This is a genomic window from Gordonia sp. IITR100 (assembly GCF_002009645.1).
Taxonomy (GTDB): domain Bacteria; phylum Actinomycetota; class Actinomycetes; order Mycobacteriales; family Mycobacteriaceae; genus Gordonia; species Gordonia hongkongensis.
In genome coordinates this window covers 64,472-83,105 of record NZ_MVKV01000006.1, presented here as the reverse complement: position 1 = coordinate 83,105, position 18,634 = coordinate 64,472, and the positions used below count along the sequence as shown (strand labels likewise).

Sequence of the window (18,634 nt, the reverse complement as noted above, 5' to 3'; positions counted from 1 at the left end):
GCGCGATCGGCGTCGTGTCCCCCTCCCTCGGTCCCGCACCGGCGCCCACGGGTCGCGCGCGAAAGTCGCGTTCGCTCGCACGGCCCACCGCGCCACATAGGAACTTCGCCCGCCGCTTCAGGCATACTCGGACGCGATCCGGCCCGGCGTCGGAATCGTGCGTGGACTGGCAACTGAACGGAGAGAACGAGACGTGTGTGGTCTGCTCGGCCTGCTGACATCCGACGGAACGGCCGCCGATGTCGTCGAACCGGTGGCGGTGGCCTCGCACTGCATGCGGCATCGCGGACCCGACGAGCCCGGTACATGGCACGACGACGACATCGTGTTCGGGTTCAATCGCCTCTCGATCATCGACATCGAGCATTCGCATCAGCCGCTGCGCTGGGGCCCGCCCGAGAATCCCGACCGTTACGCGCTGGTGTTCAACGGCGAGATCTACAACTACCTGGAGATCCGCGCCGAGCTGGCGAAGGACGAGGGGGTGCTGTTCCGGACCGAGGGTGACAGCGAGGCGATCGTCGCAGCGTTCCACCACTGGGGCCCCGACGCGGTCAAACGGCTTCGCGGCATGTTCGCCTTCGCGATCTGGGACACCGAGAACCGCTCGCTCTTCCTCGCCCGCGACCCGTTCGGCATCAAGCCGCTGTTCGTCGCGTCGGGCCCCGGCGGGCTGATCTTCGGCAGCGAGAAGAAGAGCCTGCTCGAGCTGATCGAACGCGTCGGGCTGTCGACCGAGCTCGATCCCCGCGCGATCGAGCACTACACCGTGCTGCAGTACGTCCCGGAGCCCGAGACGATCCACGCGTCGATCCGGCGGCTCGAGTCGGGCTGCCACGCGACCGCCACGCCGGGCAGTCCCCTGTCGATCCGGCGTTACTTCACCCCGCAGTTCGGTGTCCGCCCGGTCACCGAGGCCACCCGGCAGAAGCGGTACGACGAGATCGCCGACGTCCTCGCCGATTCGGTCGCCAAGCACATGCGCGCCGACGTCACGGTCGGGTCGTTCCTGTCCGGCGGCATCGACTCGACGGCCATCGCGGCGCTCGCGATCCGGCACAACCCCGACCTCATCACCTTCACCACCGGCTTCGAGCGCGAGGGCTACTCGGAGGTCGACGTCGCCGCCGAGTCCGCGGAGGCGATGGGCGCTCGGCATGTCGTGAAGGTCGTCGGGCCGTCGGAGTTCATCGAGTCGATCCCGTCGATCGTCTGGTACCTCGACGATCCGGTCGCCGACCCTGCACTCGTCCCGCTGTACTTCGTGGCCGCCGAGGCGCGCAAGCACGTCAAGGTGGTCCTGTCCGGCGAGGGCGCCGACGAGTTGTTCGGCGGCTACACGATCTACAAGGAACCGCTGTCCCTCGCCGCGTTCGACCGTCTGCCCCGTGCGCTGCGTCTTGCGGCGGGCAAGGTGTCCGAGCGGATTCCGGAGGGGACCCGCGGCAAGAGCCTGCTGCACCGCGGGTCGCTCACGCTCGAGGAGCGCTATTACGGCAACGCCCGCAGCTTCGACGACGCGCGGCTCCGCGCGGTGCTGCGCGACTACCGTCCCGAATGGACCCACACCGACGTCACCGCACCGATCTACGCGATGAGCCAGGGCTGGGACCCGGTGGCCCGCATGCAACATCTGGACCTCTTCACCTGGCTGCGCGGTGACATCCTGGTCAAGGCCGACAAGATCACCATGGCCAACTCCCTCGAGCTGCGGGTGCCGTTCCTCGACCCGGAGGTCTTCGCGATCGCCGAAGGTCTCCCGCACGACGAGAAGATCGCGCACGGCACAACGAAATACGCGTTGCGCAAGGCGCTGGAGCAGATCGTCCCGGCGCACGTCCTGCATCGCAAGAAGCTCGGCTTCCCGGTCCCCATCCGCCACTGGCTGGCCGGCACCGAGATGTTCGACTGGGCGCACGACACGATCATGCATTCGCAGACCGATCACATCTTCGCCAAGGACGCGGTTGTCGCGATGCTCAACGAGCACCGAGAAGGCGTGGTGGACAACAGCCGTCGTCTCTGGACGGTCCTGATGTTCATGGTCTGGCACGGCATCTTCGTCGAGGGCACGATCGTTCCGGAGATCATCGACCACACCTATCCCGTGCGGGTCTGATTCCCCGACAACCGAAGCCGCCCACGAATCCGGGGCGGCTTCGGTGGCGACGGGATCAGTGCGCGAGCTTGAGACCGATGACCCCGCCGACGATCATCACCAGGAACAGCGCCTTGAGCAGCGAAACCGGTTCCTCACCGGTGGCCATCGCATAGACGACGGTCAGCACCGCGCCGATACCGACCCACACCGCATAGGCGGTCCCGACCGGCAGATCGCGCATCGCATACGCCAGTCCGACCATGCTGGCGACCAGCGCGACCCCGAACACGGCCGTCGGACCCAGCTTGCTGAAACCCTCCGACTTGCCCAGCGCGGTTGCCCACACGGCTTCCAGGACACCGGACACGATCAGAACGATCCACGACATGACGCTCCCTCCGGGCCGTCTTGTCGCGCACCGGGTACAGCACCCCTCGTCCGGGAGCCCTCGATCGAGACTCCGTTCCAACGTCTCACGCCGGGGCGGGGGTGGCAACGTCAGACGCGTCACCACCCCGGAGAACCGGACTCAGCCGGCGAACGCCGCCTTGATCTCCGCGGCGGCCTCGGCGCCGTAGGCGCCTTCGATCCGAGCCAGGGCCGAGTCCGGGTCCCAGGCCCAGTCCTGTGTCGAGACGGTCTCCAGCACCAGCACCGCGACCATCGAGCCGACCTGCCCGGCCCGCTCGAAGTCGAGTCCGCGCGCCAGCGCGGACAAGAACCCGGCGCGGAACCCGTCGCCGACACCGGTGGGGTCGACCTTCTCCGTCTCCGGCACGACGGGGACGTGGATGCGCGTGCCGTCGCGGTCGACGATCTCGACGCCGTCCTTGCCGAGCGTCGTGACGCGCACGCCGACCATCTCCGCGACCTGCGCCTCGGACAATCCGGCCTTCTGACGCAGGAGCCCCCACTCGTACTCGTTGGTGAACAGGTAGGCGGCGCCGTCGATGAGCGTGCGGGTCTGCTCCCCGTCGAGGCGGGCCAGCTGCTGCGACGGGTCCGCCGCGAACGGGATACCGGCGGCCCGGCACTCTTCGGTGTGGCGGATCATCCCGGCCGGATCATCGGCCCCGATGAGGACGAGGTCGGGCGCCCCGACCTCCGCGATGACCTCGGACAGCACGATCTCGCGGCTCTCGCTCATCGCGCCGGCGTAGAACGTGGCGAGCTGGGCCATCGTCTCGTCGGTGGTGCACATGAACCGGGCGGTGTGGTGGGTCTCCGAGACCCGCACGCCCCGGCAGTCGACCCCGTTGGATTCGAGCCACTGGCGGTAGTCGTGGAAGTCGGACCCGACCGCGCCGACCAGAACGGGCGCACCGCCGAGCTGACCCATCGCGTAGCAGATGTTGCCGCCGACACCGCCGCGCCGAACGACGAGTTCCTCCACGAGGAAGCTGAGGGAGATGTGTTCGAGGTGGTCTCCGAGCAGCTGCTCGGAGAACTTGCCCGGGAACTTCATCAGATGGTCGGTTGCGATGGACCCACACACAACGATTGCCACTGGAGATCTCGACCCTTCGATTGGTTGCCCGACGGATGTACCCAGCAGGTGGTCACCTCACCCGGACAGGTGATGACGCAGACAGGTGTCCACGCTACTCACTCATCGGCAAACGACACCGGCCGCACCCCGAGCGGGATGCGGCCGGTACCGGAAGTTCGCTGACGTGTACGGCGTCAGTTGAACGAATCGCCGCAGGCGCAACTGCCGGTGGCATTCGGGTTGTCGATGGTGAAGCCCTGCTTCTCGATGGTGTCGACGAAGTCGATGGTGGCACCCTGCACGTAGGGGGCGCTCATGCGGTCGACGGCGAGGGTGACGCCACCGAAATCGGTGGTGATGTCGCCATCGAGAGTGCGGTCGTCGAAGAAGAGCTGGTATCGCAGGCCCGCGCAACCACCCGGCTGTACGGCGATACGCAGCGCGAGATCGTCGCGGCCCTCCTGGTCGAGCAGCGCTTTGGCCTTCGACGCGGCTGCGTCGCTGAGGATGACGCCGGTGCTCGTGGCTGTGCCCGTTTCGTTCTGCACGGTCATGGATGCTCCTGTAAGTGGTGTGGTCCCGGTGCATCGTGGCCCGATGCCGTGGTTGGGGTGTGCCCTCACGGTCGTTCGGGATTCACCCGCTCGCCGGGAGGTCGACCGGTGTGCCCGTGCGTACAACCGTACTCCTCCCCGTGGTATTCCCGTCCAGTCGGACGGGCGTTTCCGGGAGGTCGGCACCCAATTCGGCGGCACGGCGCGACGTCGAGGTCAGCCCGGACCGTCCGCCTCCCGGAAGTCGGATGCGACCGATGTCGCGAGCACGACGAGCTGGTTCTCCGCATCGTTCATCGCGACCTCGACCGAGCCGGCGATGTCGACGATCGCGTACGCGGCCGCGACACCGGCCGCTCGGATCTCGTCGGGGCCCAAGGCGACCTGACCCGCGAGGACGATCGTCGGCGCACCCGCGCCCCGGGCGCCGATCGTCGAGGCCGCGTCGTGCAGTGCGGCGACCACCTTGCCCCGGAGCGTCTGGGCGTCGAACTTCCCCTCTCCGGTGACCACGACATCGGCCGCGGCCACCTCGGCCGCCAGCCCGGTCGCCTCCGCGACGACGGTGGCACCGGACACCCGGGTACCGCCGAGCGCGAGCAGCGCCGCACCCAGACCACCCGCGGCGCCGGCGCCGGGCTCATCGGCGACATCCCGGTCGGCGAGCGCACTCAACACCTGTGCCCAGTGGGCGAGGCGCGTCTCGAGCAGTTCGACCGTCTCCGGGTCGGCGCCCTTCTGCGGACCGAAGACGGCGGCGGCTCCCGACGGCCCGAGCAGCGGGTTCTCCACATCGGACGCCACCACCAGATCCACACCCCGGAGTCGCTCCCGGGCGCGGTCGCCGCCGCCGAGGGCTTCCACGAGGCCGGCGCCGCCATCGGTCGTCGCACTGCCGCCGAGCCCGACCACGATCCGCTCGGCCCCGCGCGCCAGCGCCGCCGCGACGAGCTCGCCGACTCCGCGGGTATCGGCTGCCGTCGCCGTACGCGGCGTCGGCGTCCCGCCCAGCTGGTGCAGACCGCACGCCTGGGCGCACTCGATGTATGCGGTCGACGCGTCGTCGAGAAGCCATCGCGCGATGACCCCCGCCCCGAGCGGACCGGACACCGGTTCGGCGATCACGGTCCCGAACCGCGAGGCGAGCACGTCGACGAAGCCGGGTCCGCCATCCGACTGCGGAGCCACGACGAGCTCGTCCCCATGCCGTGCCGCACGCCACCCCCGGGCGATCGCCCGAGCCGCGACCACTGCGGACATGGTGTCACCGAACGAATCCGGCGCGATCAGGATCCGCACCGGGATCCCGCCGTCGGCCCCGTGGGTGCTCCACCGCGCTGCGCGCCGTTCCCGGTCATGAGCACGGAGTGTAAGTGGCCGAACCCGACCCGGCAGCGCGACATCGACGCAGGGCGGATCGGCGAGCCAGCGCGCGACGCCGCGGATGCCGAGTACGCCGGGTGACCACCCGAAAGCGACGACCACGCGTTTGTCTCGCAACATCGATCACCTAGGCTCTACAGCGTGAAGCTGCCATGGAAGAAGGACGACACCCAGGCGGATTCCGGCGACAGCTCGGTCTCCACCTACACCGCCGACGTCGAGTCCGGCACCGACGTCGCGCCCTCCACCAAGGGCAGCAAGTACACCCCGGGCAAGGGTCGTCCGACGCCGTCTCGCCGACAGGCCGAGAACAAGCGACGCGGTCCCGTCGCACCGCCCCCGACGAACCGGGCCGAGGCGCGCGCCCGCAAGAAGGAACTGAAGTCCACGCTCACCAAAGAGGAGAAGCGCGCACTCTCCGCCGAGCGCCGCGAGAAGCGGCTCCAGCAGCGCGAACGGATGATGGCCGGCGACGAGGCCTACCTGATGCCGCGCGACAAGGGCGCTTCGCGGCGCTACACCCGCGACATCGTCGACGCCCGACGCAACTTCGCCGGGCTGTTCATGCCGTTCGCGATCCTGCTGATCGTGTTGATGTTCCTGGTCCCGCAGGCGGCGGCGCTGACCAACCTGATCCTGGTCGCCTTCGTCGTGCTGATGGCGGCCGACGGTGTGATCCTGGGCCGCATGGTCAACCGGCGGGTCGCCGAACGTTTCCCCGAGTCCAGCGACGGCGGTTTCAAGCTGGGCTGGTACGCGTTCACGCGCGCGATGCAGCTGCGCAAGATGCGCGCCCCCAAGCCGATGGTCTCGCCGGGCGACGAAGTCTGATCGATGACCGATCGCGCAGTGCGCACCCTCGTCCTCGGCGGCGTGCGCTCGGGTAAGTCCGCGCACGGAGAGTCGTTGCTCGACGGCCACCGTCAGATCCGCTACCTGGCCACGGGCCCGCTGACGTCCTCCGACGGGGAGTGGATGGACCGGGTCCGGCGCCATCGCGAACGCCGCGACGACCGGTACACGACGATCGAGACGACCGATCTCGGCCAGGCCCTGCGCACCGCGCCCGACATCCCGGCCCTCGTCGACGACCTGGGCAACTGGCTCACCGCGCAGATCGACGCCGTCCACGGATGGACCTCGGGTTCGGAGATCGACCTGGACGGCCGGATCGACGACCTCTGCGATGCCCTGCGCGCGATGTCGGCCGACGTGGTGATCATCAGCCCGGAAGCCGGCCTCTCGCTCGTACCGCCCACCCCCGCCGGCCGGGTGTTCCAGGACCTGCTCGGGACCCTCAACGTCCGGGTCGCCGAGGTGTGCGAGCGTGTCGATCTCGTCGTCGCCGGCCGGGTCCTCAACCTCCCCGCCGGAGCACCCGCCGACGAGTCCGTGAGCCCGCACGTAACCGACGCGGACCCGACCGGGAACGCGGGCCAGGCGTCGGCCACCCCGGTTTCGGACACCCCGTCATCGGACACCCCGACGACGACTCCGCCCGCCTCCGACGACCCCACTCCGACACCGCCGAGCACAGCGGCGGCCGCGGTGGCAACCACTTTCGGCACAGCACCCGAACCTGTTGCGGGCGTGGGTGTCTCGGAACGGCCCCGGCCCGACCCCACGGATGCCGAGGTGTTCGCACCGATCGCGCCGCCGGACGAGGCGGTCGCGCAGGACGCGCGGAAACGGCAGGCGGTACTCACCAAGCCGCCGGGGTCGCTGGGCCGCGTCGAGGAGATCGGCGTCTGGATCGCCGCATGCCAGGGGCAGTGTCCGCCCGTGCCACTCATCTCCCCGACCGTCGTCGTCTTCGCCGGCGATCACGGAGTCGCGCGCGGCGGGGTGTCGGCGTTCCCACCCGAGGTGACCGCGCAGATGGTCGCCAACATCGCCGCTGGGGGTGCCGCGGTGAACGTGATGGCGGGCCGTGTCGGTGCCGCGGTGAAGGTCGTCGACATGTCCGTCGACGCCGACACTTCGCCGGAACTGTCGCGGTACAAGGTCCGTCGCAGCAGCGAAGACCTCCGCACCACCGACACCATCAGCCTCGCCGAGGCACGCGCGGCGCTGGCCGCCGGCCGTGCCATCGCCGACGACCTCGTCGACTCGGGCACCGACCTCCTCATCGCCGGCGAGATGGGCATCGGCAACACCACCCCGGCGACCGTCCTCATCGGCGCGCTGACCCGGCGCGAGCCGGTCGAGATCGTCGGCCGCGGCACCGGCGTCGACGACGCCGGATGGATGCGGAAGACGGCCGCGATCCGAGACGGAATGCGTCGCGCGCGCAAGGTCATCCACGACCCCCTCGCGCTGCTCGCCGCCGTCGGCGGCGCCGATCTCGCCGCCACCGTCGGCTTCCTCGCCCAAGCGGCGCTGCGTCGGACGCCGGTCATTCTCGACGGCGTGGTGATCACCGCCGCGGCGATGGTCGCCAACGAACTCGCACCGGGCGCGATGCGCTGGTGGATCGCCGGACACCGATCGGTCGAACCCGCCCATCAGATCGCGCTCGACCACCTCGATCTCGTTCCGGTGCTGGACCTCTCGATGCGCCTGGGCGAAGGCAGCGGTGCCGTCCTGGCACTGCCGATCGTGCAATCCGCCGCCGACCTGCTCGGCTCGATGGCCACCTTCGACGAGGCGGGGGTGTCCGACCGGGAGGCCGAGCACGCCACCGTCGAGACGACCTGACGCCGAACCGATTCGAGATGATCTCGCCGATCCGGGCGCTGCGAACCGCGTTCAGCTGGCTCACGGTGGTACCCGTCGGTGGTCACGCAGGCGCTTCCGCACCCAACCGGGAGCTGGGAGCGGCGGTCATGGCGTCGGTCCCGGCGATCGGCGCCGCCCTGGGCGCGGCGTCGGCCGGACTGGCTTTCGGGCTCGCGCAGACCGACCTCCCGGCGCTCACGGCGGGCGTGCTGATCGTCGTGCTGCTCGCCGCCGCCACCCGTGGCATGCACCTCGACGGGCTCGCCGACACCGCGGACGGACTCGGGTGCTACGGGCCGCCCGATCGTGTCACCGAGATCATGCGCAGCGGCACCGTCGGACCGTTCGGCGTCGCGACGCTGGTCCTCACGCTGGCCGTGCAGTCGACCGGGTTCGCCGCGCTCGCGAACGGGTCTCGTTGGTACGACCTCGCTTTCGCGATCGCCCTCGGGCGGTTCGGCGCAGTCGTCGGCACCCGGCGGTCCCTGGAACCGGCCCACCACAACGGTTTCGGCGCCCTGGTCGCGGGGACCCAGCGCACCTCGGTCGCCGCGTGGTTCGTGGTGGCCCTGCTCGCAACCGTGCCGCTCGGACTGTCCGCCAACGGAATCGACGGCGGCCACGTCGAGGTGGCCGCCGTCGTCCAGGGGTGTGCGATCGTGCTGGCCGTGACCGCCTTCGCGTGGTGGTTCACGAGGCACTGCGCTCGCCGGATGGGTGGGATGACCGGCGACGTGCTGGGCGCGACCATCGAACTCGGGGTCGCGATCGGCGTCGTCGGTCTCCTGCTCTGAGGCGTCGTGGCGCCGCTCAGCGGCGGTAGAGCTCCGTCATCCACCCGTGGGTGTCGGCGAACGTCCCGCGCTGGATGCCGGTCAGGGTGTCGCGCAACGCCTGCGTCACCTCACCGGTCTCACCGTTGTTGATGGTGTAGTCCTCGCCCTCACCCTTGACCCGACCGACCGGGGTGATGACCGCGGCGGTGCCACAGGCGAACACCTCGGTGATGTCGCCCGACGCCACGCCCTTGCGAAGCTCTTCGGTGGTGATCTTGCGTTCCTCGACCTCGAAGCCGGCATCGGTGGCCAGCGTCAGCAGCGACGAACGGGTGATGCCGGGCAGCAGTGAGCCCGACAACTCGGGGGTCACCAGCCGGGCGTCGGCGCCTGAGCCGAACACGAAAAACAGATTCATGCCGCCCATCTCCTCGATGAAGCGGCGTTCGATCGCGTCGAGCCACACGACCTGGTCGCACCCCTGCTCGGTGGCCTGCCGCTGGGCGAGGAACGCGGCGGCATAGTTGCCACCGCACTTGGCGAATCCGGTGCCGCCCGGTGCCGCGCGCACATACTCGGTGGACAGCCAGACACTCACCGGCTTGATCCCACCGGCGAAGTAGGCACCCGCCGGCGAGGCGATGACCGAGTAGATGTAGCTGGAGGACGGGGCGTTGACGCCGAGGCTGGCCTGCGACGCGAACATGAACGGACGGAGGTAGAGCGCCTCTTCGCCGCCGGCGGCGGGCACCCACTCGTTGTCGGCCTCGAGCAGGGCCTTGAGCGAGGCGATGAAATCCTCGACCGGCAGCGCGGGCATCGCGAGCCGCTCCGCGCTGCGCTGGAGACGCGCGGCGTTCGCCTCGGGGCGGAACGCGGCGATCGAACCGTCCGGCTGCCGATAGGCCTTGAGCCCCTCGAACACCTCTTGGCCGTAGTGCAGAACCGTGGCCGCGGGGTCGAGGGCGATCGGACCGTACGGCTTCACCGTGGCGTTGTGCCAACCCACCCCTGCGTCGTAATCGATCATCACCATGTTGTCGGTGAAGTGGCGCCCGAATCCGGGGGCGGACAGGATCTCCGCGCGCCGGCCCTCAGACACCGGGTGCGGATGCTCGGTACGGTTGAACTCCAAGGTCATCACGCCATCGTACCGCCGGGCACAAAAGCATTTCCCCGCCCGGTCGGCTGCCCCCGGGGCTGCGTGGGACGTCGCGCGAGGGCCCGCAGGTCACACGTGCGACGGCACGAACGGCGGGATCACGACCTCGCACGCCAGGTCCCGCCCGCGGACGTCGACTACGACCTCGTCGCCTTTGCGCACCCCGGACGCCGTATCGAGCAGGGCCAGTGCGATGCCCTGTTTGAGGGTGGGCGAGAACGTCCCCGACGTACAGGTGCCGATCTGCTGGTCCGTCCCCGCCAGGCGGACCACGCACCCCGCACGCGGTACTCCGCGGCCGGTCGCCCGCAACCCGTACAGACGACGCGCCGGTCCGGCCTCCTTCTCGGCGAGTAGGGCGTCGCGTCCGAAGAACGACGGCTTGTCCCAGCCGACCGCCCAACTCGACCGCGCCTGCACCGGCGAGATGTCGGGCCCCAGCTCGTGGCCGTGCAGGGCGTACCCCATCTCGGTACGCAGGGTGTCTCGTGCGCCCAGGCCGGCGGGCAACCCGCCGGCTGCCGTGATCGCCTCCAGCAGGACGTCGAACACGGCGCCCGCATCGTCCCACCGCGGCACGATCTCGTACCCGCGTTCACCGGTGTATCCGGTGCGGCACACGCGGACCGCTGCCACACCACTGGCGGTCGTCAGGTCGGCGTCGGCGAACGCCATGTACTCCATGTCGGCGGGCAGTCCGAGCCCGGCCAGGATCTCGGGCGACTTCGGCCCCTGCACCGCCAGGACGGCGAGGTCGCGGTGCTGGTCGGTGATCGAGATCCCCTCTGGCGCAACCGCTTGCAGCTGGGCGACCACGGACGCGGTGTTCGCCGCGTTGGGCACCAGGAACACCTCGTGCTCGCCGACGAGGTAGGCGATCAGGTCGTCGACGACGCCGCCGGAGTCGTTGCAGCACAACGTGTATTGGGCTTTGCCGGGGACGATCTTGCCGAGGTCGTTGGTGAGCGTCGAGTTGACGAAGGCCGCCGCACCCGCGCCGGACACCAGTGCCTTGCCGAGGTGGCTGACGTCGAAGATGCCCACGCTCTCCCGCACCGCGGCGTGCTCGGCGACCGTGCCGGAGTAGGACACCGGCATGTTCCAGCCGCCGAACTCGGCGAAGGTGGCCCCCAGTGCGGCATGACGGTCGGCGATCGGCCCGGCGAGGAGTTCACTCATGCCGTCCACGCTATCGGGCGACCCCGCCCGCCGGGCACGGACGCGGCGTTCGTCTGCACGTCCTCCCGCTGGGACTCGGCGCCGCCGGAGCTGTGGCAGAGTTGACCGGGTGAGCAAGAACGACACCGTCGACCGCACGCGCGGCCCCGAACTCGAACTGTCCACCTCGATCGGCAAGGACGACTCCGCCCTGGTCATCGGCCTGATCAGCGCCTCGTCCCCCGACGACGCCGAGAAGGCCGACCCCACAGCCGAACCGACCCTTGCCATCGGCGACGGCATCCTCGACGACGCCCAGGCCGCCGCCATCACCGCCGCTCTCACCGCCCTCGGCGCGACCGGGTCCCACGGCGAGGTCACCCGGACCGCGGCCCCGGAGTCGCTGCCCGTCGACATCGTCGTCGCCGTCGGCCTGGGCGATGCCGACAACCTCGACGACGCCGACCAGGTCCGGCAGGCCGCCGGCGTCGTCGCCCGTGAACTCGACGGTCACGAGTCGGTCGCCACCACGCTCTCGGCCGTCGACCTGGCTGCCGCCGCCGAGGGACTGTTCCTCGGCGCCTACCGGTTCGACGAGTTCCGTTCGGACAAGTCGAAGCCCAAGAAGACTCCGCCGCAACGCATCACGCTGCTGGTCGAATCGAAGTCCAAGGAGGCCAAGGCCGCTGTGGAGCGCGCGGTCGCAGTGGCCGACTCGGTGGCGATCGCCCGCGACTTCGTCAACACCCCGCCGAGCCACCTGTATCCCGAGGAGTTCGCCGCCCGCGCCCGCACCCTCGGCAGCAAGGCCGGGCTCAAGGTCGAGATCCTCGACGACAAGCAGCTGGAGGCGCAGGGTTACGGCGGGATCATCGGCGTCGGCAAGGGCTCGTCCCGGCTGCCGCGCCTCGTCCGGCTGACCCACACCGCGAAGAAGTCGCCGAAGAAGGTCGCGCTCGTCGGCAAGGGCATCACCTTCGACACCGGCGGTATCTCGATCAAACCCGCCGCCAACATGGACGCGATGACCTCGGACATGGGCGGCGCGGCCGCGGTCATCGCGGCGACGATCCTGGCCGCCCGGCTCGATGTCGACGTGACGGTGATCGCCACCGTCCCCATGGCCGAGAACATGCCGTCGTCGACTGCGCAGCGCCCCGGCGACGTGCTCACCCAGTACGGCGGTCGCACGGTCGAGGTCCTCAACACCGATGCCGAGGGACGGCTGATCCTCGCCGATGCCATCGTGCGGGCCTGCGAGGACGATCCCGACTATCTCATCGACACCGCGACCCTGACCGGCGCCCAGATGGTGGCACTCGGCACCCGGACACCGGGCGTCATGGGCACCGACGGGTTCCGCGACCGGGTCGCGGCCCGGTCGGCCGATGTGGGTGAGAACGCCTGGGCGATGCCGCTCCCCGCCGAGCTGCGCGCAGACCTGAAGTCCCGCGTCGCGGACCTGGCGAACGTGACCCCCCACCGCTGGGGCGGGATGCTCGCCGCGGGCATCTTCCTGAAGGAGTTCGTGCCCGAGGACGTGCAGTGGGCCCACATCGACATCGCCGGGCCCGCCTTCAACACCGGCGGCCCGTGGGGTTACACGACGAAGGGCGGTACGGGCGTCCCCGTCCGGACCATCGCGGCCGTACTCGAGGACATCGCCGCGAACGGCTGAGAACACCTCCGGCGAGCCGCGGCCGAGACCGGTGCCGCGGCCGCCGGAGAATCGTTACCGACGAGTACGAGCCGAACCGAGTCGGCGGCTCACCGTACGGGTAGGGTTGGCCGCGGGGATGAGCGGCTGATCCGCCACTCATCTGCGCGGTCTTCAACCGCCTCCCGACCCCCGTGCCCACGGCGCACACACCACTGGGCATCACCTACAGACCACCACGTCGAGTTCAGGAGTTCACAACGATGGCCTTCTCCGTCCAGATGCCCGCCCTTGGTGAAAGTGTCACCGAGGGGACAGTCACCCGGTGGCTGAAGGAGGAGGGCGACACAGTCGAGGCCGACGAGCCGTTGCTCGAGGTGTCGACCGACAAGGTGGACACCGAGATCCCCGCCCCCACTTCGGGTGTGCTGACCAAGATCATCGCGCAGGAGGACGACGTCGTCGAGGTCGGCGGCGATCTCGCCCTGATCGGTGACGCCGACGAGGCCGGTTCCGACGACTCCGGTTCGGCCGATTCCGATTCCGACGCCGCCGGCGGCGACGAGCCGACCGAGGCCGCGCCCGAACCCGAGCCCGAGCAGGCCGCCGAGGAGCCCTCCGTCGACGAGGACGCGCCCGCCGAGAAGCCCACCGCCGACACCGGCTCGGGCTCGGCCGAGGGCACCGACGTGCTCATGCCCGAACTCGGCGAGTCGGTCACCGAGGGGACGGTCACCAACTGGCTGAAGGCCGTCGGCGACGAGGTCGCCGCCGACGAACCCCTGCTCGAGGTCTCCACCGACAAGGTCGACACCGAGATCCCCTCGCCGGTCGCCGGCACCCTGCTCGAGATCCTCGCGCAGGAGGACGACGTGATCGAGGTCGGCGGCAAGCTCGCCGTCATCGGTGATGCCTCGGCGGCTCCGTCGAAGAAGAAGCCCGAGCCGGAACCCGAGCCCGAACCGGAACCCGAGCCCGAGCAGGAGTCCGCGCCGGAGCCGGAGCCCGAGCAGGCGCCGGCCCCCGAGGAAGAGCAGAAGCCGCAGCCGAAGGCCCAGGAGTCCAAGGCCCCCGAGCCCAAGGCACAGGCCGCGGAGAAGTCCGACCCGCCGACCGTCGAGTCGACCCCGTACGTGACGCCGCTGGTGCGCAAGCTCGCCGCGGAGAACAACATCGACCTGAACGCCATCAAGGGCACCGGTGTCGGTGGCCGCATCCGCAAGCAGGACGTGCTCGCCGCGGCCGAGGAGGCCAAGGCCCCGGCGCAGGAGTCCGCCCCGGCCGCCAAGCCCGCGCCATCGTCGGCGCCGGCCGCGTCGTCGGGCTCGCCGGAGATCCGGCCCGAGCTCGCCGAGCTGCGCGGGACGACGCAGAAGATCAACCGCATCCGTCAGATCACCGCGAAGAAGACCCGCGAGTCGCTGCAGCAGAGCGCACAGCTCACCCAGGTCTTCGAGGTCGACATGACCCGCATCGCCGGGCTCCGCAAGGCGGCGAAGGAGAGCTTCAAGGCGTCCGAGGGCGTCAACCTGACGTACCTGCCGTTCATCGCGAAGGCCGTCGTGGAGGCGCTGAAGGCGCATCCCAACGTCAACGCGTCGATCGACGAGGACAAGAAGGAGATCACCTACTACGACAAGGTGCATCTCGGCATCGCCGTCGACACCCCGCAGGGGCTGCTGTCGCCGGTCATCCACAACGCCGACGACCTGTCGATCGCCGGTCTGGCCCGCGCCATCGCCGACATCGCGTCCCGGGCGCGCTCCAACGGCCTCAAGCCCGACGAGCTCGCCGGCGGCACGTTCACCATCACCAACATCGGAAGTCAGGGCGCGCTGTTCGACACCCCGATCCTGGTGCCGCCGCAGGCGGCGATGCTGGGCACCGGCGCGATCGTCAAGCGCCCGGTCGTCATCACCGGTGAGGACGGTTCGGAATCGATCGCGGTGCGGTCGATGTCCTACCTGCCGCTGACCTATGATCACCGTCTGATCGACGGCGCCGACGCGGGCCGCTTCCTCACCACGGTGAAGAAGCGTCTCGAAGAGGCCGCCTTCGCCGCGGACCTGGGCCTCTAGCCCAGATCTCCTTCAGACGGCACACCGAGGACACAGAATGCGCATCGCCGTCGCCGGATCATCGGGACTTATCGGCAACGCCCTGGTCAACTCGCTGCGCGCGGCGGGCCACACGGTCACACGTCTGGTCCGCCGCGAGGCACGCGCCGATGACGAGTTCAGCTGGGATCCCGAGACGATCGGCGTCCCGCCGGAGAGTCTCGACGGCGTCGAGGCGGTGGTCTCGCTGGGCGGTGTGGGAGTCGGCAACGGTCGGTGGACCGGCCGATTCAAACAGGAGCTCCGGGACTCGCGGATCACCCCCACCGAACTGCTCGCCGAGGCCGTCCGCGAACTCGGCATCCCGACGTTCGTGAGTGCCAGCGCCACGGGCTACTACGGGAACACCGGTGGCCACGCCGCGGTAGAGACCGACGGCCCCGGCGAGGGGTTCCTCGCAGACCTGGTCGTCGACTGGGAGCGCGCCGCCACCGCCGGCGTCGGCGCGGACACGCGTCTGGTCCTGCTCCGCACGGCGCCGGTCCTCAGCACGCACGGCGGCCTGCTGGGCAAACTCCGGCCGTTGTTCAAGCTCGGGCTCGGCGGACCGATAGGTGACGGCAAGCAGTACTTCTCGTGGATCAGCCTGATCGACGAGATCCGCGCCATCGAGTTCCTCCTCGACTCCGACGTGTCCGGGCCGGTGAACCTGAGTTCGCCGGGCGCCGTCCCGTTCGGTGAGTTCACCTCGGCTCTGGGCCGGGCCGTGCACCGCCCGACGATCCTGCAGGTACCCGCCTTCGCGGCGCGTCGGGTCGGCGGCGAGATGGCCGAGGAAATGATTCTGTTCAGTCAGCGCGTTACACCCAAGGTGCTGACCGATCACGGATTCACCTTCACCCATCCCGGTGTCGACGAGGCCCTGGCCTACGCCACCGGTTCCACCAGTCATGACTGAGCGTCCGATCCGCGGGAGTGCGGAACCGGTCGAGGTCCGCCATCTCGGCGTCGTCGACTACCAGACGGCCTATGACCTGCAGCACGGGCTGGCGACCGACCGCGCCGACGGCGTCCTGGACCACGACGTGCTGCTCCTGCTGGAGCATCCGTCCACCTACACCGCGGGCAAGCGCACGGAGGACGCCGACCGGCCCACCAACGGGGCGCCGGTCATCGACGTCGACCGCGGCGGCCGGATCACCTGGCACGGACCGGGACAACTCGTCGGCTATCCGATCGTGAAGCTTGCCGAGCCGCTCGACGTTGTCGAGTACGTCCGTCGCCTCGAGGCGGCCCTCATCTCGGTCTGCGCCGCTCTCGGCGTGACCACCGGCCGCGTCGACGGACGTTCCGGCGTGTGGATCACCGACGACGCCGGTGAACGCAAACTCGGACAGATCGGTATCCGCGTGGCACGCGGGGTGGCCCTGCACGGATTCGCACTCAACATCGACCCCGACATGTCGGCGTTCGAGGCGATCGTCCCCTGCGGGATCGCCGACGCCGGGGTCACGTCCCTGGCGCGCGAACTCGGCCGGCCGTTGTCGGTGGCCTCTCTGCTCGACGTCACCGCCGATGCCGTACTCGCCGCCCTCGACGCCACCGCGAACCCGGTCGCGTCGGCACAGTCCTCTCCATCCTCTACTGCGAGCGTAGGATCGATCCAGTGACCGCGTCCCCCATCACCCCCGGACCCGGTGCCCCCGAAGCCACACCCTCGGCCTCGGCATCCGCACCACAGACCCCGACCCCGGCCCCCGAGGGCCGCAAGCTGCTCCGCCTCGAGGTGCGCAACGCGCAGACCCCCATCGAGCGCAAGCCGGAGTGGATCCGCACCCGCGCGACGATGGGCCCGGAGTTCACCGAACTCAAGGGCCTGGTCAAGCGCGAGGGTCTGCACACCGTCTGCGAAGAGGCCGGCTGTCCCAACATCTACGAGTGCTGGGAAGACCGCGAGGCGACGTTCCTCATCGGCGGCGAGCAGTGCACCCGACGCTGCGACTTCTGCCAGATCGACACCGGCAAGCCCGCCGAACTCGACCGCGACGAACCCCGCCGCGTCGCCGAGAGCGTCCAGGCGATGGGCCTGCGCTACTCGACCATCACCGGCGTCGCCCGCGACGACCTACCCGACGAGGGTGCCTGGCTCTACGCCGAGACCGTCCGCGCGATCCACCGCCTCAACCCCGGTACCGGTGTGGAGAACCTCATTCCGGACTTCCACGCCAAGCCCGACCTGCTGGCCGAGGTCTTCGACGCCCGGCCCGAGGTACTGGCGCACAACCTCGAGACCGTGCCGCGCATCTTCAAGCGCATCCGCCCGGCCTTCCGCTACGAGCGGTCCCTCGAAGTCCTTACCGCCGCACGCGATTTCGGCCTGGTGACGAAGTCGAACCTCATCCTCGGGATGGGCGAGACCCCGCAGGAGGTGCAGTCGGCGATCGTGGATCTGCACGAGGCGGGCTGCGACATCCTGACCATCACGCAGTACCTGCGTCCCTCGCCGCGGCATCATCCGGTTGAGCGGTGGGTCAAGCCCGAGGAGTTCGTCGATCACTCCGAGTTCGCCGAGGAGGTCGGATTCGCCGGCGTCATGGCGGGTCCGCTGGTGCGGTCGTCGTACCGGGCGGGCCGCCTGTACGCGCAGGCGATGGCCCATCACGGTCGCGAGATCTCACCGGCTCTCGCGCACCTGGCGGCCGAGGGATCGGCCAGCCAGGAGGCCTCCAGCCTGATGGCACGCCTCGCCCGCTGACGCCCCGCGCGTCCGGTGATCATCGGACGGTCACCCGATGCCCCGATCGCTCGATCCACGTACGTAAACTGGCCTCATGGCAAAGGCGCAGGTGAGCAAAGAGGTCAAGGCCGAGAAGAAGAAGGCCCGTAAGGCCGCATCGAAGGAACGGCGCCAGCAGCTCTGGCAGGCCTTCCAGATGCAGCGCAAAGAAGACAAACGACTCATCCCCTACATGGTGGGTGTCATCGTCCTGTCGATCGCGGTCTTCACCGCTCTCGGATTCGTTCTCGGTTCGCCGTGGCTGCTGATCCCGCTGGGCGTGGTGCTGGGCATCCTCGGCGCCTTCATCCTGTTCGGCCGTCGCGTCCAGAAGAACGTGTACACCAAGGCCGAGGGACAGCCCGGCGCCGCCGGATGGGCACTGGGCAACATGCGCGGGCAGTGGCGGGTCAAGCAGGCCGTGGCCGGCACCTCCCAGCTCGACGCCGTGCACCGCGTCATCGGCAAGCCCGGCATCATCCTGGTCGCCGAGGGCTCCCCGACTCGCATCAAGTCACTGCTCGGCCAGGAGAAGAAGAAGGTCGCGCGGGTCGTCGGCGACACCCCGATCTACGAGATCATGGTCGGCAACGACGACGGCCAGGTCCCGCTGTCGAAGCTCGAGCGGCACCTCAACAAGCTGCCCAGCAACATCGACCGTAAGCGGATGGAGACCCTGGAAGGCCGGCTGTCCGCCCTCGGCAGCAAGGCCCCCGGCCCCGGCATGCCGAAGGGTCCCCTGCCCGCGAATGCCAAGATGCGCAGCATGCAGCGCACGGCGCGCCGCCGCGGCTGACGCCTCC

Annotated in this window: 16 protein-coding genes and 1 riboswitch; of the genes, 10 read left to right on the top strand and 6 right to left on the bottom strand. The window is 69.7% G+C overall.

Going from position 1 to position 18,634, the window contains the following annotated elements:
* Positions 1–193 precede the first annotated feature (193 nt).
* A complete protein-coding gene (asnB, locus tag B1818_RS11380; protein ID WP_078112802.1) occupies positions 194–2,119 on the top strand; it encodes an asparagine synthase (glutamine-hydrolyzing) in 1,926 nt (641 codons plus the stop codon).
* Positions 2,120–2,174: 55 nt separating this feature from the next.
* On the opposite strand, the gene B1818_RS11375 is transcribed toward asnB, so the two are convergent.
* From B1818_RS11375 to B1818_RS11360, 4 genes are all read right to left on the bottom strand, one after another.
* Positions 2,175–2,489, bottom strand: a complete 315-nt coding sequence (locus B1818_RS11375; protein WP_068972093.1) for a multidrug efflux SMR transporter — start codon at positions 2,487–2,489, stop codon at positions 2,175–2,177.
* A 9-nt stretch (positions 2,490–2,498) separates the two neighbouring features.
* Positions 2,499–2,565: riboswitch (guanidine-III (ykkC-III) riboswitch) on the bottom strand.
* A 65-nt stretch (positions 2,566–2,630) separates the two neighbouring features.
* Positions 2,631–3,608 (bottom strand): carbohydrate kinase family protein, encoded by a 978-nt coding sequence (locus B1818_RS11370; RefSeq protein ID WP_217700283.1) that lies wholly within the window; start codon positions 3,606–3,608, stop codon positions 2,631–2,633.
* 176 nt (positions 3,609–3,784) lie between these two features.
* On the bottom strand, positions 3,785–4,144 hold the full coding sequence (locus B1818_RS11365) for an iron-sulfur cluster assembly accessory protein (RefSeq protein WP_058253100.1): 360 nt from the start codon (positions 4,142–4,144) through the stop codon (positions 3,785–3,787).
* Between the two features lie 216 nt (positions 4,145–4,360).
* Entirely contained in the window at positions 4,361–5,443 is a 1,083-nt protein-coding gene (locus B1818_RS11360) for a glycerate kinase (RefSeq protein WP_078112871.1), read from the bottom strand.
* Between the two features lie 225 nt (positions 5,444–5,668).
* Here B1818_RS11360 and B1818_RS11355 point away from each other — a divergent pair, with 225 nt between their 5' ends.
* The 3 genes from B1818_RS11355 to B1818_RS11345 are packed head-to-tail and all read left to right on the top strand — an operon-like array spanning position 5,669 to position 9,039.
* The gene (locus tag B1818_RS11355) at positions 5,669–6,358 is read left to right on the top strand and encodes a DUF3043 domain-containing protein (RefSeq protein WP_078112801.1); all 690 of its coding nucleotides are present in this window, start codon (positions 5,669–5,671) and stop codon (positions 6,356–6,358) included.
* Between the two features lie 3 nt (positions 6,359–6,361).
* Positions 6,362–8,224 carry a nicotinate-nucleotide--dimethylbenzimidazole phosphoribosyltransferase gene (gene cobT / locus B1818_RS11350; protein ID WP_078112800.1) on the top strand — a complete coding sequence of 621 codons (1,863 nt, stop codon included), beginning with the start codon at positions 6,362–6,364 and terminating at the stop codon, positions 8,222–8,224.
* Positions 8,225–8,241: 17 nt separating this feature from the next.
* On the top strand, positions 8,242–9,039 hold the full coding sequence (locus B1818_RS11345) for an adenosylcobinamide-GDP ribazoletransferase (protein ID WP_078112799.1): 798 nt from the start codon (positions 8,242–8,244) through the stop codon (positions 9,037–9,039).
* Positions 9,040–9,055: 16 nt separating this feature from the next.
* Here the strand turns inward: B1818_RS11345 and B1818_RS11340 are convergent, their stop codons facing one another.
* Positions 9,056–10,162 carry a branched-chain amino acid aminotransferase gene (locus B1818_RS11340; protein ID WP_058253105.1) on the bottom strand — a complete coding sequence of 369 codons (1,107 nt, stop codon included), beginning with the start codon at positions 10,160–10,162 and terminating at the stop codon, positions 9,056–9,058.
* Between the two features lie 90 nt (positions 10,163–10,252).
* Positions 10,253–11,362 carry a glycine cleavage system aminomethyltransferase GcvT gene (gene gcvT, locus B1818_RS11335; RefSeq protein ID WP_078112870.1) on the bottom strand — a complete coding sequence of 370 codons (1,110 nt, stop codon included), beginning with the start codon at positions 11,360–11,362 and terminating at the stop codon, positions 10,253–10,255.
* A gap of 109 nt (positions 11,363–11,471) precedes the next feature.
* On the opposite strand from gcvT, the gene B1818_RS11330 reads away from it, so the two are divergent.
* The 6 genes from B1818_RS11330 to B1818_RS11305 all read left to right on the top strand — a co-directional run bounded on the left by B1818_RS11330 (position 11,472) and on the right by B1818_RS11305 (position 18,627).
* Positions 11,472–13,019: a leucyl aminopeptidase gene (locus B1818_RS11330; protein ID WP_078112798.1), complete on the top strand. Its 1,548-nt coding sequence runs from the start codon at positions 11,472–11,474 to the stop codon at positions 13,017–13,019.
* A 242-nt stretch (positions 13,020–13,261) separates the two neighbouring features.
* The gene (gene sucB, locus B1818_RS11325; protein WP_078112797.1) at positions 13,262–15,076 is read left to right on the top strand and encodes a 2-oxoglutarate dehydrogenase, E2 component, dihydrolipoamide succinyltransferase; all 1,815 of its coding nucleotides are present in this window, start codon (positions 13,262–13,264) and stop codon (positions 15,074–15,076) included.
* A 37-nt stretch (positions 15,077–15,113) separates the two neighbouring features.
* A complete protein-coding gene (locus tag B1818_RS11320) occupies positions 15,114–16,013 on the top strand; it encodes a TIGR01777 family oxidoreductase (RefSeq protein WP_078112796.1) in 900 nt (299 codons plus the stop codon).
* The gene (gene lipB, locus B1818_RS11315; RefSeq protein WP_078112795.1) at positions 16,006–16,725 is read left to right on the top strand and encodes a lipoyl(octanoyl) transferase LipB; all 720 of its coding nucleotides are present in this window, start codon (positions 16,006–16,008) and stop codon (positions 16,723–16,725) included. The genes B1818_RS11320 and lipB overlap by 8 nt, the downstream gene beginning before the upstream one ends.
* Positions 16,722–17,810, top strand: coding sequence for a lipoyl synthase (lipA, locus tag B1818_RS11310; RefSeq protein WP_068971687.1), 1,089 nt, complete (start codon positions 16,722–16,724; stop codon positions 17,808–17,810). Before lipB ends, lipA begins: the two co-directional genes overlap by 4 nt.
* Before the next feature lie 76 nt (positions 17,811–17,886).
* Complete coding sequence (locus B1818_RS11305; RefSeq protein WP_058253111.1) at positions 17,887–18,627, top strand: DUF4191 domain-containing protein; 741 nt, start codon at positions 17,887–17,889, stop codon at positions 18,625–18,627.
* The last annotated feature ends 7 nt before the right edge of the window (positions 18,628–18,634 follow it).

Bases quoted from the DNA above. Each gene is read 5' to 3' on its own strand.
- B1818_RS11375 (WP_068972093.1), bottom strand. From the start codon at position 2,489: ATGTCGTGGATCGTTCTGATCGTGTCCGGTGTCCTGGAAGCCGTGTGG.
- B1818_RS11365 (WP_058253100.1), bottom strand. From the start codon at position 4,144: ATGACCGTGCAGAACGAAACGGGCACAGCCACGAGCACCGGCGTCATC.
- cobT (WP_078112800.1), top strand. From the start codon at position 6,362: ATGACCGATCGCGCAGTGCGCACCCTCGTCCTCGGCGGCGTGCGCTCG.
- B1818_RS11345 (WP_078112799.1), top strand. From the start codon at position 8,242: ATGATCTCGCCGATCCGGGCGCTGCGAACCGCGTTCAGCTGGCTCACG.
- B1818_RS11340 (WP_058253105.1), bottom strand. From the start codon at position 10,162: ATGACCTTGGAGTTCAACCGTACCGAGCATCCGCACCCGGTGTCTGAG.
- gcvT (WP_078112870.1), bottom strand. From the start codon at position 11,362: ATGAGTGAACTCCTCGCCGGGCCGATCGCCGACCGTCATGCCGCACTG.
- sucB (WP_078112797.1), top strand. From the start codon at position 13,262: ATGGCCTTCTCCGTCCAGATGCCCGCCCTTGGTGAAAGTGTCACCGAG.
- B1818_RS11320 (WP_078112796.1), top strand. From the start codon at position 15,114: ATGCGCATCGCCGTCGCCGGATCATCGGGACTTATCGGCAACGCCCTG.
- lipB (WP_078112795.1), top strand. From the start codon at position 16,006: ATGACTGAGCGTCCGATCCGCGGGAGTGCGGAACCGGTCGAGGTCCGC.
- B1818_RS11305 (WP_058253111.1), top strand. From the start codon at position 17,887: ATGGCAAAGGCGCAGGTGAGCAAAGAGGTCAAGGCCGAGAAGAAGAAG.